This window comes from Stenotrophomonas sp. FBCC-B152 (assembly GCF_059134105.1).
In genome coordinates this window covers 2,023,458-2,037,268 of sequence record NZ_CP101442.1, presented here as the reverse complement: position 1 = coordinate 2,037,268, position 13,811 = coordinate 2,023,458, and the positions used below count along the sequence as shown (strand labels likewise).

Sequence of the window (13,811 nt, the reverse complement as noted above, 5' to 3'; positions counted from 1 at the left end):
TGACCGGTTGTCGCACCTGCCGGTGCTATTTCCAGGGCAGCCCGCGCAGCTGCAGGGCGCGCTGGTGCATCAGTTCGGCGTGCAGGCGCACGTAGTCCTCGTCGGTGAACGCCTGGGCCATCGGTGAGCGCGCGGCCTCTGCGGCCACCCGTGCGCGTGCTTCGTCGAGATCGTCGCTGCGCAGGGCGAGGTCGGCCATCACGATCACCTTGCCCGGTTGCACTTCCACGTAGCCACCGGACACGTACACGTGCAGCGGCGGTTCGGCCTTGAGCGGATACACCGACACCATGCCTTCGCGCAGCGTGCCCAGCAGCGGTGCGTGCCGGGCCATCACCCCGAAGCGGCCATTGCTGCCAGGCATGCTCACCTCGCGCACGTCTCCGTTCCACAGTTCACCGGCCAGGCTGATGATCTGCAGCGAGAAGCCCTGTGCGTCGGCCAGCAGCGCGGGCAGGGGAGGTGACGCCATGGGGGAGCATCCGTGGAACGTTGACAGCAGCTTAGTCGGGTCGGCGGAAGATGGCGTTGATCCCCATCATGAACACCGGAACCATTGATCGCGCAAACCTAAATGCGAGCTGTTATCATTTGAAACGATAGCCACGCCGGTCCTTGCATCGACGAAGCCGAATCAATCGAACGCCCGCCAACGCGCGGTGCGTGTCCAATCCTGATCGGTCGTGGTGATGCATGCGTTCAACTCCCGTGGTATCCGGCTTGCCGGCTCTGGTTTTCGCCGCCTGGGTCGGCACCATGGCGATGATGGCGTTCGTGGCGGTGATCGGCCCGGTGGTGCGCATGCTGGGGCTGTCCGAATGGCACGCGGGGTTGTCGGTTACCGCGGCCGGCGTGCTGTGGATGCTGTCGGCCCGGCGTTGGGGCGCGCTGAGCGACCGCATCGGGCGCCGCCGTGTACTGCTGATCGCACTGGCTGCGTATGCGGTGATCTATATCGTGATGGCGGTGTTCGTGGATACCGCGTTGCAGGCGCCGCCGGCGGTGTGGCTGTCGGTGCTGGTGCTGGTGGGCACGCGCGCACTGGTCGGCCTGTTCTACGCGGCCGTGCCGCCCACCGCCGCGGCGCTGGTGGCCGATGAAGCCGCCCCCGGGCAACGGGCCGGCGCGATGGCCAAGCTGGGCAGCGCCAATGCGCTGGGCATGGTGATCGGACCTGCCGCAGCGGGCTGGGTCGCGTTCCACAATCTCGCGCTCACGCTGTACGTGGCCGCGCTGCTGCCGGTGCTCGCGCTGCTGGTCATCGCCTGGCGATTGCCGTCAGCGCCGCCGCCGGTCGCGCCCGCCAACGGCCCGCGTGCCGCGCTGGCGTGGTACGACCCGCGGCTGCGCCTGCCGGTGATGGCGGTGTTCGCGGCGATGATCTCGGTGACCATTGCACAGGTCACGGTGGGGTTCTTCGCCATCGACCGCCTGCACCTGGCGCCGGCGGCCGGCGCGCGCATGGCCGGGCTGGCGCTCACCGCGGTCGGGGTAGGGCTGATCCTGGCCCAGGTGCTGGTCATGACCTTCAAGACCGTGCCGCCACGCCGCTGGATCGCGCTGGGTGCGTTGATCTCCGGCATCGGCTTTGCAGCGGTGGTGCTGGTGCAGGCGCCCTGGCAGCTGCTGGCCACGTATGCGTTCGCGGCGTTCGGCATGGGCTTCGTGTTCCCCTCGTTCCAGGCCTTGGCCGCCGATTCGGTGCAGGCGCACGAACAGGGCGCGGCGGCCGGTGCGGTGGCTTCGGTACAAGGCCTGGGGATGGTGATCGGCCCGATGGTGGGCACGCTGCTGTATCGCGCGACCCCCAGTGCGCCGTACCTGCTGGTGGGGGTGGTGCTGTTGGGGCTTGCGGCGGTGGCTACCCTGCACGGGAGGCGCCCGGCATGAACGATGCACTGCGCACGGTCAGCGACAGCGTCGCACTGGCGGGCGATCCCGGCGCGGGCGAAGCAGCGGAACAGTTCCTGCTGCGCCTGCCCGGGCGCACGCTGGATGCGCGTGGCTGCCAGGCTGCGCTCCCGGCCGGCGGTACCGCGACGCTGGATGCCCGCGTGCGGGCCTTCTTCGCGCGCGAATCCCGCGCACCGGCGCTGCTGGTGGGCGTGCTGCCGTTCGATCCCGAGGGTGACGATGCGCTGTACCAGCCCGCGTCACTGGCGCAGGGTGCGCTGGAAGCCGTGATGCCGGCGCTTCCATTCAACGGCGACATCCATGCCGAGCCGAGCGCTGCACGGTATGCGGACTTGGTGCGGCAGGCACTGGCAGAGCTGGGCGATGGCGATGGCGCGCTGAAGAAAGTGGTGCTGGCCCGCACGCTGCGCGTGCACAGCCGCGCGGCGATCGATCCGCGCGCATTGGTGGCACGGCTGGGCCAGGACCCGGAGGCGGTGACCTACCTGTGCCCGCTGCCGGTGGCCGACAGCGATGCGCCGGCTTGGCTGGTCGGTGCCAGCCCGGAGCTGCTGCTGTCGCGTCGCGGCCCGCAGGTGTTCTCGCACCCTTTGGCCGGCTCGGCCCGGCGTTGCGCGGACCCGGATGAGGACGCCCGGGCGGCCCGGGAGCTGCTGGGCTCGGCCAAAGACCATGACGAACACCGTTATGTGGTCGAGGCCATCGTGGCGGCGCTGCGGCCGTATTGCGATCGGATCGATGCGGCGCCGCAGCCGACCCTGCATGCCACCACCACGTTGTGGCACCTCGGCACACGCATTGAAGCGCGCCTGCGCGATCCGTCCACCACGGTGGCCACGCTGCTGGCCGCGCTGCATCCCACGCCGGCCGTGTGCGGTACACCCACCGCACTGGCGCTGGACACCATCCGCCGGCTTGAGCCGGTGCAGCGCGGCTTCTACGCGGGCGCGGTGGGCTGGATGGATGCGCATGGCGATGGCGACTGGTACGTGGCGATCCGCTGCGCGCGCGTGCAGGGCCACCAGGCCCGCATCCATGCCGGCGCCGGCATCGTCGCGGGGTCGGACCCGGCATCGGAAGTGGCCGAGACCGGCGTGAAATTCGGGGCACTGTTGGCCGCGCTTGGCGCGGACGCCGCCCCACGGATGGAAGGATGGACGCTCTGATGAACCATGTCGTTGCCCCCGCGCGGGTGCCGCTGCGCCAGGTCTGGCCCCCGGCACTGGTCGCGCGCTACCGCGCCGCTGGTTACTGGCGTGGCGAAACATTCCCCGGTTTCCTGCGCGAGCGGGCCACGCAGTTCGCCGACGACGTGGCCGTGGTCGGCGGCGAGACCCGCCTGACCTATGCACAGTTGTGGCAGGAGGCCGGGCGCATCGGTGCTGGCCTGCTGGCCGCCGGGCTGGCGCCGGGTGACCGGGTGGTGGTGCAGCTGGGCAACACGGTCGACTTCGTCAGCGTGGTCTGCGGGCTGTTCCGCGCCGGGCTGATCCCGGTGTATGCACTGCCGGCCCATCGCCTGACCGAGATATCGCACGTGGTGCGCACGGCCGAAGCCAGCGCGTACATTGCCGCGTCGTCATATGAAGCCTTCGACTACCGGACACTCGCACGTGAGCTGCAGGCATTCATTCCAGGGTTGCGCCACGTGTTCATCGTCGGCGACGCCGCGGAGTTCGCCGCCGTTGCCGAGCTGGCCGGCGACGCCGACGCGCTGCCGCCGGATCCCGACCCGCAGTCGGTCGCGTTCCTGCAGCTCTCCGGGGGCAGCACCGGCCTGTCCAAACTGATTCCGCGCACCCATGACGATTACCTGTACTCGTTCCGCGCGAGCAACGCGATCTGCGCCATCGGGCGCGACAGCGTGTACCTGGTGGCGCTGCCGGCGGCGCATAACTTCCCGATGAGTTCGCCAGGCTTCTTCGGCGCGCTGTACGCCGGCGCGCGGGTGGTGCTCAGCCCCGGCGCGGGCCCGGACACCGCGTTCCCGCTGATCGCGCGCGAACGGGTGACCTGCGTGGGCCTGGTGCCGCCGCTGGCGCTGCTGTGGGCACAGGCCGCGGCCACTACCGCGCATGACCTGTCCAGCCTGCAGGTGCTGCAGGTCGGCGGGGCCAAGCTGGTACCGGAAGCCGCGCGCCGCGTCATCGACGGGCTGGGCTGCAAGCTGCAGCAGGTGTTCGGCATGGCCGAAGGCCTGGTCAACTACACCCGCCTGCACGATGCGCCGGCGTGCGTGCTGAACACCCAGGGCCGCCCGATCTCGCCCGACGATGAAGTGCTGGTGGTCGACGACCACGGCAACCCGGTCGCAGCGGGCGAGGTGGGCCACCTGCTGACGCGCGGTCCGTACACGATCCGCGGCTACCACAATGATCCCGGCGCGAATGCGCGGTCGTTCACCGAGGATGGCTTCTATCGCACCGGCGACATGGTGCAGCAGCTGCCGGGCGGTTACCTGGTGGTGCAGGGCCGCGCCGGCGACCACATCAACCGCGCAGGCGAAAAGATCTCTGCCGAGGAAATCGAAGACCACCTGCTGGCCCACGCCAGCGTCTTCGACGCCGCCGTGGTGTCCATGCCCGATCCGTACCTGGGCGAGCGCAGCTGTGCGTTCGTCATCACGCGCGGCGAGCGCCCGACCGCCGCCAGCCTGAAGGCGTGGGTGCGCAGCCGCGGCCTTGCCGCCTTCAAGGTGCCGGACCAGGTGGTGTTCGTGGACGCCTTCGGCACCACGGCGGTGGGCAAGATCAGCCGCCGCGAACTGCGTGCGCAGCTGCGCGCGCGCCATATCGAACAGACAGGAGAACCGCGCTGATGGCGCTGCCCACCATTCCCACCTACGCGCTGCCCACGGCGGCCGAACTGCCGGCGCCGCGCGGCCCATGGCAGCCAGACGCCGGGCGCATCGCGCTGCTGGTGCACGACATGCAGCGCTACTTCCTGGCCGCCTTCGGCGCCGACACCGCGCCGCTGGCCCCGGCGACCGCCAACATGGTCCGGCTGCTCGCGCAGTGCCGGGCGCAGGGCATACCGGTGTTCTACACCGCCCAGCGCGGCAACCAGGACCGGCGTGACCGCGGCCTGCAGGCGGACCTGTGGGGGCCAGGCATGCAGGCGATCCGGGAACACGAGGCGATCATCGATGCACTGGCACCTGCCGATGGCGACCACGTGCTGGTCAAGCACCGCTACAGCGCCTTCCAGCGCAGCAACCTGGAGACGATGATGCGCGCGCGCGGCCGCGACCAGCTGCTGGTCACTGGCGTGTACGCGCACATCGGCTGCACCGCCACCGTGGCCGAAGCGTTCCAGCGCGATATCGAAGCGTTCATCGCGGCCGACGCGGTGGCCGACTTCTCTCGCGCCGACCATGACCACGCGCTGCACTGGATCGCCCGCACCTGCGGCGTGCCGATGACCACCGACCAGCTGCTGGAGCGCTTGGCATGAATGACACCCTCACCGCACCCCTGACCCTGGAACGCATGCGCGCCGACGTGGCCGGCATGCTCGGCGAAGTCCCGGAAGCGGTCGGCAATGACGACCACCTGATGGACCTGGGCCTGGATTCGATGCGGGTGCTGGGGCTGGTGCTCGCCTGGAGCAACACCGGCATCGCCCTGGAGTTCGGCCACCTGGCCGAGCACACCACACTGGCCGGCTGGTGGCAGGTGGTGCAGCAGCTGCAGGCCCGGGCCAGCGCCGGGGCATGAGCGCGCAGGTGGCCAGCGCGACGGTCGCAGTGCAGCAGCAGTCGCCGCTGAGCGAAGCGCAGACGGGGCTGTGGTACGCGCAGCGCCTGTCGCCTGCGCCCGCGACATTCAATACCGCGCACGTCGTGTGGTTCGAGGGCGCGCTGGATGTCGCCCGCTTCCGCGCGGCCGCCGATGCGGCCGCCGCTGAAGCCGAGGCGCTGTGCCTGCGCGTGGCCGAAGACGAAGCGGGCGTGCCACGGCAGTGGCTGGACCCCAGCCACGTTCCGGGCGTGCAGGTGGTGGATCTGTCTGACCACGCCGACCCGCTGCACGCGGCGCGCGAGGCGATGCAGGCCGATCGCCTGCAGCCGGTCGACCCCGGTCGCGACCGGCTGGCCCAACAGCGGCTGTTCGTGCTCGGGCCACAGCGTTTCGCGTGGTACCTGCGGGTGCATCACCTGGCCACCGATGGCTATGGCATGGCGCTGTTCAGTGCCCGGGTGTGTGCGCTCTACGCCGGCGAGACCACCGATGCCCTGCAGCCGCTGCGGCCGGTGCTGGACGAAGACGCGCAGTACCGCGTCGGCGAGCGCCGCGTGGCCGATGCGGGCTATTGGCAGGCCTACATGCAGGACGCGGCACCCGCAGAGGGGCTGGGCGGTGGCCTGTCAGTGGCAGCGGCCGATGCGCTGCGCCTGACCGAATCCATCAACGCGCCGCTGCGCGAACAGCTGCTGGCCGCTGCGCAGGCCATGGGCCAGCCGTGGCCGGACCTGCTCACCGCGTTGACTGCCGAGTACTGCCGGCGGGTGACCGCGAGCGATGCGGTGACGGTCGGTGTGCCCTACATGGGGCGGCTGGGCAGCGCCTCGGCACGGGTGCCGGCGATGGTGATGAACGTGCTGCCGCTGCGCGTGTCTGCACAAGCCGATGAAACCGTGGAGGCCAGGGTGCGCGATACCGCGCGGGCGCTGGTGCGGGGCCGCCGGCATGGCCGCTACCGGGGCGAGCAGATCCGCCGCGACCTGGGCTGGGGCGGCCAGCAGCATCGGCTGCACGGGCCCTTGGTGAACGTGCAGCCGTTCTACCGGCCGCTGCCGTGGCAGGGGGTCGCGGCGCGGCTGGAGGTGCTGTGCACCGGACCGGTGGACGACATCACCTTCGGTTTCCGCGGGGATGCGCTGACGTCGCTGGCGCTGGAAATCGAGGCCAACCCGCAGCAGTACACGCCATCGGCGATCACGGCGCATGGCCGACGGCTGCTGCATTTCGTGTCGGCCGCGCTCGACGTGCAGGCACGCGGTGGCCTGCTGGCAGACGTTGCGCTGTGCACGCCTGGCGAAGCGCAGCACTGGCTGCACACGGTCAATGCCACCCAGCATGCGGTTGCCGATGTGTCGCTGGCCGCGCTGCTGAACCGGCAGTTGGCCGATTCACCGGACGCAACCGCACTGGTGTTTGAAGGCGAGGCATTGAGCTACGCGGCGCTGGAACAGCGCAGCCGGGCGCTCGCGCTGCAGCTCCAGGCACGGGGCGTCACCCGCGAGTCGCGCGTGGTGGTAGCGTTGCCGCGTTCGTTGTCGCTGGTGATCGCGCTGGTGGCCGTGGTGCGCGCAGGGGGCGCGTACCTGCCGGTGGACCTGGACCATCCGGATGCGCGGCTGCACAGGATCCTGGCGTCGGCGCAGCCGCAGTGCGTGCTGGCCGAGGCAGGCGACGCACAGCGTTTCGCGGGCGCGCCGGTGCTGTCGCCGCCGCAGTGGGCAACCCGCAGCGATGTGGCGCTCCCCGATAGCGTGCAGCCGGGTGACGCGGCCTACGTGATCTACACCTCCGGCTCCACCGGCGAGCCCAAGGGCGTCGTGGTGGAACACCGCGCCATCGTCAACCGTCTCGAATGGATGCGCAGCCAGTACCGGATCGGGCCGGAGGCACGCATCCTGCAGAAGACACCGGCCACCTTCGATGTGTCGGTGTGGGAGTTCTTCCTGCCGCTGGTCAGCGGTGCCACGCTGGTGATCGCATCGCCCGGCCTGCACCGCGACCCGCAGGCGCTGACCCGGTTGATCGTGGCCGAACGCATCACCACGCTGCATTTCGTGCCGTCCATGCTGGATGCGTGGCTGGCCGTGCCGGACCTGCGCTGCCTGCCGCTGCAGCAGGTGTTCACCAGTGGCGAGGCGCTGGACGCCGGCCTGCGCGACCGCTTCCACGCGCGTGTCGATGCGGAACTGCACAATCTCTACGGCCCCACCGAGGCGGCGGTGGATGTCAGCTATTGGCCGGCTTCCCGCGAGGACCGTTCGGACCCGGTGCCGATTGGCCACCCGGTCTGGAACACGCGGCTGTACGTGCTGGATGCACGGCTTCGGGCGCTGCCGGCGGGCGTGCCCGGCGACCTGTATCTCGGTGGGGTGCAGCTCGCGCGTGGTTACCTCGGGCGCGAGGACCTGACGGCCGAGCGCTTCTTCGACGATCCACACGTCCTCGGGGGGCGCCTGTACCGCACCGGCGACCGGGCACGCTGGCGTGATGACGGGGCGCTGGAATACCTGGGTCGCAGCGACCATCAGGTAAAGCTGCGTGGCCTGCGCATCGAGCTGGGGGAGATCGAATCCGTGTTGCGCGGCCTGCCCGGCGTGGCCCGTGCCGAGGTGCTGCTGCGCGACCAGGACCCGGGCATGCCGGCACGCCTGGTGGCGTACGTGTCCGGTGACGCACTGGACGCAGGCAGCCTGCGCGGCGTGCTCGGCACCCAGTTGCCGGAGTACATGGTGCCGGCCGCTGTCGTGGTGGTGCAGGCGTGGCCGGTGACGGCCAACGGCAAGCTCGACCGTACCGCGTTGCCACTGCCGGACACCCGCGCGGCCGGCCGCAGCGCACAGACGCCCACGGAACAGGCACTGGCGGCGCTGTTCCAGCAGGTGCTCGGCCTTGCGGCGCCAGCGGCGGCCGACGCGGACTTCTTTGCACTGGGGGGCGATTCGTTGTCGGCGGTGCATCTGCTGCTGGCGATCCAGCAGCGCTGGCAGCAGGACCCGGGGCTGGGTGCGGTGTTCGCCACGCCAACGGTGGCAGGATTGGCAGCACGACTGGACGCCCCGCTGCAGGACACCGACCACGGCCTGGCGCCGGTGATCAGCCTCGCGCGCGGTGAGCCGGGCCGGGTGCCGCTGTTCGTGATCCATCCCGCGGGCGGCATCGCGTGGAACTACCGCGAGCTTGGCCGTGCGCTGTACCCGGCGCGCGATGTGCATGGCCTGCAATCGCCGGTACTCGACCCTGCACAGCCGCTGCCTGCGGGGATCGATGCGCTGGCCGCCGACTACGCCGCACGTATCCTCGCGCTGCACCCGCAGGGCCCGGTGCACCTGCTGGGCTGGTCGGTGGGCGGCATCATCGCCCAGGCCATCGCCGTGCAGCTGCAGGCGATGCAGCGTGAGGTCGGCGCGCTGGTCCTGCTGGATGCCTATCCCAGCGAATGCTGGCGTGCGGAACCCGAGCCGGATCCGGTGGCGGCGCTGCGTGCGCTGTTGGCCATTGCCGGGTACGACCCGGAGGGCCACCCGGAGCTGGACAGCCGTGGGCGCATCGTGGCGTTCCTGCGCCGCAGCGACAGCGCGCTGGGCAACCTGCCCGGGCACGTGCTGGATGGCGTGGTGCGCGCGGTGACCGGCACCAACCGGTTGATCCGCGAGCATCACCATCGCCACTTCGACGGCACGCTGGTGCACGTGCGTGCCGGCAATGACCATGCGCTGCGCCCGCACCTGCAGTCTGCGCTGTGGCAGGCGCACGCAACGCGAGTGGAAGCACTGCCGCTGCCGTTCCTGCATGCCGAGTTGACCGGCCGCGATGCGGTGGCGCAGCTGGCGCCATGGCTGTCGGCACGGCTGCAGCACTGGGACGGCCTTGAACGGAAGGACAGGACATGAAGCTGACGGGATTCGAAAACACACTTGCACTGGTCACCGGCGCCGGCGGTGGCATTGGCGCCGCGCTGGTCCAGCAGCTGCTGGACAGCGGCTGCGTGGTGGTCGCCACCGACCTGGCCGCGCCGGCGCTGCCGACCAATCCGCGCCTGCACCCGCGGCCACTGGACGTGACCGATTCAACGGCGGTTGACGAACTGGTTGGAGCGATTGAAGCCACGCTCGGCCCGATCGGCTTCGGCATCAGCGTTGCCGGCGTGCTGCAGGTTGGGGAGGTCACCGGCATCGATGACGCCCAGTGGCACCACGTGTTCGCGGTCAACGCCGATGGCGTCTTCCATCTCGGCCGTGCGCTGGCGCGGGTGATGACCCCGCGCGGGCAGGGTGCCATCGTCACAGTGAGTTCGAACGCCGCCGGCGTGCCTCGCCATGGCATGGCCGCGTATGCGGCGTCGAAAGCGGCGGCGACCATGTTCACCCGCTGCCTGGGCCTGGAACTGGCACCGCACGGCATCCGCTGCAACATCGTGGCGCCGGGGTCGACGCTGACCCCGATGCAGACCGGCATGTGGGCCGATGACCACGGCGCGCAACAGGTCATCGACGGCAACCCGGTGACCTACAAGGCCGGCATTCCGTTACGCAAGCTGGCCACCCCGGACGACATCGCGCAGGCGGTGATGTTCCTGCTGTCCGACCAGGCCGGCCACATCGCCATGAGCGACCTGTACGTGGACGGCGGCGCGACGCTGCGCGGCTAGCGCGCGGTACGGCTGCGGCGCGGCTTGGCCGGGGCGCGGCCAGGCACGCCGTCGCGGCTGGGCAGGGTGCCGCGCTGTTGCATCTGTTCCAGCCAGGCCAGGTTGTCGATGTAGGCCAGGAAGTGCTCCAGGTAGGCGGGCGACACCTCACCCATCCAGCCGATGGCACGGTGGACCAGCACGCTGGAGTTCAACGGACCGCCATCGCTCGGGGTCTGCGCCAATGTCTGCCGCACCTGTCCGGCGGTGCGCAGCGCGGCCCAGGCACTGCGGAATTCGGCCAGCGCCGGCAGTGCAGGGTAGTCGGGGTTGTGCGTGGCGCGCGGTTGGCCCAGCGCGGCCAGCGTATCCGGCGTTCCGGCGTGCTTCGCGGGCACGGTTGCAACGGGCGCGGCAGCCATGCGCCCGGCGTAGGCTGCCAGCAGCGTCTCCAGGCGCGCGTCCAGCACGCCGCGCAGCGAACCGCTGGCCGCCTGCGCGCGGCGCTGCAGTGCTTCCAGGAAGGCGAACTGCACCGGATCATGGCGATCCAGCTGCTGCCCGCGCCAGTGCGCGAGCCGGTCGCTGGCGGCAGTACGGTTACCGTCCATCGCCCGCCACGGTCGGCTTCGGGCGTGGAATCGGTGCCATCTCGACACGGCGATTGCGCGCGCGGCCTTCCTCATCCGCATTGGAACCTACCGGCTGTTCGGCACCGAACGCGGCGGCGAACACCGAGCCGGCCGGCACGCCTTCGGCGATCAGGGTGCGGGTCACGGTCAAGGCGCGCTCGGCCGACAGTTCCCAGTTGTCGGCGAACTGGCGATTGCTGTCGCGCACCGGGCGGTCATCAGTGAAACCGCTGACCATCAGGATCTCTTCGCGCGATGAAAGATACCCGGCCAGCGGCGCTGCCAGGCTGCGCAGCAGCTCGCGGCCTTCCGGCTGCAGCTGGTCGGAATTGAGCGCGAACAGCACGCTGCCGCGGATGCCGATGCGGCCATCCACCAGCGTCACCCGCCCGGCGGCCAGCGGGCCGGCCAGGGCCTGTTCCAGGGTCTGGCGCCGCTTGGCTTCGGCCTGGCGCTGCGCCACTTCCTCATCGAGGCGATGCGACAGTTCCAGCTGCAGCGCCACCACGCCGACCAAAATCAGCACGAACGCGCCCAGCAGCACCGACATCAGGTCGCCGAAGGCGGCCCAGATCGGCGCGCCGGTTTCGCCTTCCAGCTCGATCTCGTCACTCATGCGGTGGCGGCCCCGGCGGTGCGGCGGCGGCCGGCCAGCTGCTGCAGTTCTTCGATGATCTGCTGCTGCGAGAGCACGCTCAGGTCGATCACTTCACGCGCCTGCGTTACGTAATACGCCAGCTGCTCATCGCTGCGGGTCATCGAGGCATCCAGTGCGCCGGCCACCTGCTGCAGCTGTTCGCCCAGCCCGGTGCTGGCCGTGCCGAAGCTCTGCATCGCGGTGCCGAAGGCGTCGGCCAGGCTGGCCACTTCCACCGCGCTGCCGCTGAGCTGCGCGGCCACGCCATCGAGCTTGCCGGTTTCAGCGGCGATGTGGTCGGTGAACTGCGTGCCCACGCGCTCCAGCAGGTCGGCCGAGGTGCTGACCAGGGCGTCCACCGCGGTGCGCTGCTCGGTGGAGGCGTGGTTGACCGCATCCAGCAGGGTTTCCAGCGTGGCCAGCAGGCGGGTGCGTTCGTCGAGCATGGCGGTGTCGCGGACCATGCTGTCGGAGAGTTTCTGGCGCAGTTCGGCGACCACTTCGGCGGCGGCCTTGGGCGCTTCCGAAGCGAGCGTGACCAGGCGCGAGATCTCGGCGATGGTCTCGGCCGCATGCGCCTGCGCCTGCGTGCCGATCTCGTGCGCGGTACGCGACAGGGTTTCGCAGACCGCCTGCTGGCTGGCCGCGACCTGGGCACCGTTGTCGGCCCACTGCTGGCCCAGCTGTTCCGACAACTGGGTGAAGGCATCGCTCCAGGTGGCCAGGCGCTGCGCATCGCGCGCTTCCAGGCGGTCCTGCAAGCCGCTGTGCGAGGCCTGCAGGCCGTCCACCAGCGAACGCGCATGCCCATCGAAGCTGGCGGTGGCCGCCACCAGTGCCTGCTGGTTGCGTTCGGCCAGTTCGGCATTCACCGACTGCTGGCCCTGCAGCGCATCGCGCCATGCCTGCGCATGGGTGCTTGCGCTGCTGTCCATGCGCTCGGACAGGGTGTTGACCCAGGCATCCAAACGCGTACCCACCGAATCGAGCAGGCGGGCACCGTGCTCGCCCTGCAGCTGGCTGAAACCTTCAAGCGTGCTGCGTAGATCATGGGTGAGGGCGGCATGACGCTGCTGCTGTTCGCTCTGCGCCTCGGTCCAGGCATCCACGCTGGCGTCGAGACGGGCGGCCAGGGTTTCCAGCAGCTGCACGGCGCGCTGGTCGTGCTGTTCGCTGAGCGTGGCCAGGGTCGAACGCAGTTCTGCCGACAGGGTGTCGTGCGCCCGCTTCTGGCTGCTGAGCGCAGCGTTCCATGTTTCGGTCGTGGCGGCGCGGCTGGCTTCGTAGCCGCTGGCCAGGCCGTCGAGCTGCGCCCGCACGGCATCGCCCACGGTGGCCTGCAGGGCGGTGGTCTGCTGGCTGATGCCGGCCATGGTCTCGGCCATGATCGGCTGCAGGGCCTCGCCGACCGCGCGCGCACTCTGCGCGACGCTGGCCTGCAGGGCTTCCTGCACCGAACCGGCCAGGCGCTCATGGGCGGCCTCGGCGCGGGCATGGAAGGTGTCCTGGCTGGCCGACAGGCGTTCGCCGGCCGCGCCGCTCTGCGCTTCGATCGCGGCGCTCATCGCTTCCAGGCGGTCCACCAGCGCCGGCATCAGCCCCGCCTGCGCCTGCAGCAGGCGGAACGCTTCGGCACGCTGCCAGGCCTGCGAATGCACGTGCAGGGTGGTCGCGATGCGGGTATCCAGCTGCTGCACGCCCAGCAGGCGTTCGCGCCGGCACAGCGCCGACAGCAGGCCCAGCATGGCCGAGGTGGCCACGCCGGCAATCGAGGTGCCGAACGCCACGGCCAGGCCTTCCACCGGCGCGCCCAGCGAGCCGCGGATGGACTGCAGGTCGGTGGCGCTGCCCAGCGCCAGCCCGGTGCCGCGCAGGGTGGCCATCATGCCCAGCAGGGTGCCGAGCATGCCGAGCAGCACCAGCAGGCCGACCAGGTAGGGGGTCAGCACCGGCGCCGGCAGCGCCACGCGCTCGCCCTCCACGCGCAGGCGCACCGCGTTGCGCAGGCCGGCCGGCACCTTCTCCAGCCACTCGCCCAGGCTGGCCGGCGCGGTGGCCGCCTCGGCCACCGCCAGCCCCAACCCGGCGGTCGCCTGCCGGTAGCGGTGCAGTTCCACGGCACCGGCCACATAGCAGGCGGCAATCACCAGCGCCACGGCCAGGCCGACCGGGTTGCTGCCCACGTAACCGGCACCGATCCAGCACACCGCCAGCAGGCCGGCGAGGAAAACAACGAGGTAGAGAGGAGTTCTGAACAT

General features: G+C 70.6%; 11 protein-coding genes. 7 read left to right on the top strand and 4 right to left on the bottom strand.

The genetic code is table 11. From position 1 onward, the window contains the following. Positions 1–25: 25 nt before the first annotated feature. A complete protein-coding gene (gene atpC, locus NMB40_RS09535) occupies positions 26–472 on the bottom strand; it encodes an ATP synthase F1 subunit epsilon (protein WP_494360846.1) in 447 nt (148 codons plus the stop codon). A gap of 221 nt (positions 473–693) precedes the next feature. Here atpC and NMB40_RS09530 point away from each other — a divergent pair, with 221 nt between their 5' ends. Genes NMB40_RS09530 through NMB40_RS09500 form a run of 7 tightly spaced genes read left to right on the top strand, consistent with a single transcriptional unit; the run spans position 694 to position 10,305 of the window. Then, positions 694–1,890 carry an MFS transporter gene (locus tag NMB40_RS09530; protein ID WP_494360845.1) on the top strand — a complete coding sequence of 399 codons (1,197 nt, stop codon included), beginning with the start codon at positions 694–696 and terminating at the stop codon, positions 1,888–1,890. Next, a complete protein-coding gene (locus NMB40_RS09525; RefSeq protein WP_494360844.1) occupies positions 1,887–3,080 on the top strand; it encodes an isochorismate synthase in 1,194 nt (397 codons plus the stop codon). Before NMB40_RS09530 ends, NMB40_RS09525 begins: the two co-directional genes overlap by 4 nt. Beyond that, positions 3,080–4,732, top strand: coding sequence for a (2,3-dihydroxybenzoyl)adenylate synthase (locus NMB40_RS09520; protein ID WP_494360843.1), 1,653 nt, complete (start codon positions 3,080–3,082; stop codon positions 4,730–4,732). The genes NMB40_RS09525 and NMB40_RS09520 overlap by 1 nt, the downstream gene beginning before the upstream one ends. Continuing rightward, a complete protein-coding gene (locus NMB40_RS09515) occupies positions 4,732–5,367 on the top strand; it encodes an isochorismatase family protein (RefSeq protein WP_494360842.1) in 636 nt (211 codons plus the stop codon). The genes NMB40_RS09520 and NMB40_RS09515 overlap by 1 nt, the downstream gene beginning before the upstream one ends. Next, entirely contained in the window at positions 5,364–5,630 is a 267-nt protein-coding gene (locus NMB40_RS09510; protein WP_494360841.1) for a phosphopantetheine-binding protein, read from the top strand. Before NMB40_RS09515 ends, NMB40_RS09510 begins: the two co-directional genes overlap by 4 nt. Then, the gene (locus tag NMB40_RS09505; RefSeq protein ID WP_494360840.1) at positions 5,627–9,547 is read left to right on the top strand and encodes an amino acid adenylation domain-containing protein; all 3,921 of its coding nucleotides are present in this window, start codon (positions 5,627–5,629) and stop codon (positions 9,545–9,547) included. The genes NMB40_RS09510 and NMB40_RS09505 overlap by 4 nt, the downstream gene beginning before the upstream one ends. After that, positions 9,544–10,305 (top strand): 2,3-dihydro-2,3-dihydroxybenzoate dehydrogenase, encoded by a 762-nt coding sequence (locus NMB40_RS09500; protein ID WP_494360839.1) that lies wholly within the window; start codon positions 9,544–9,546, stop codon positions 10,303–10,305. The genes NMB40_RS09505 and NMB40_RS09500 overlap by 4 nt, the downstream gene beginning before the upstream one ends. Here the strand turns inward: NMB40_RS09500 and NMB40_RS09495 are convergent. The 3 genes from NMB40_RS09495 to NMB40_RS09485 are packed head-to-tail and all read right to left on the bottom strand — an operon-like array spanning position 10,302 to position 13,811. Continuing rightward, complete coding sequence (locus NMB40_RS09495) at positions 10,302–10,895, bottom strand: DUF2894 domain-containing protein (protein WP_494360838.1); 594 nt, start codon at positions 10,893–10,895, stop codon at positions 10,302–10,304. The two genes, NMB40_RS09500 and NMB40_RS09495, sit on opposite strands and share 4 nt — an antisense overlap. Then, positions 10,885–11,532, bottom strand: coding sequence for an OmpA family protein (locus tag NMB40_RS09490; protein ID WP_068852349.1), 648 nt, complete (start codon positions 11,530–11,532; stop codon positions 10,885–10,887). The genes NMB40_RS09495 and NMB40_RS09490 overlap by 11 nt, the downstream gene beginning before the upstream one ends. After that, positions 11,529–13,811, bottom strand: coding sequence for a DUF802 domain-containing protein (locus NMB40_RS09485; protein ID WP_494360837.1), 2,283 nt, complete (start codon positions 13,809–13,811; stop codon positions 11,529–11,531). The genes NMB40_RS09490 and NMB40_RS09485 overlap by 4 nt, the downstream gene beginning before the upstream one ends.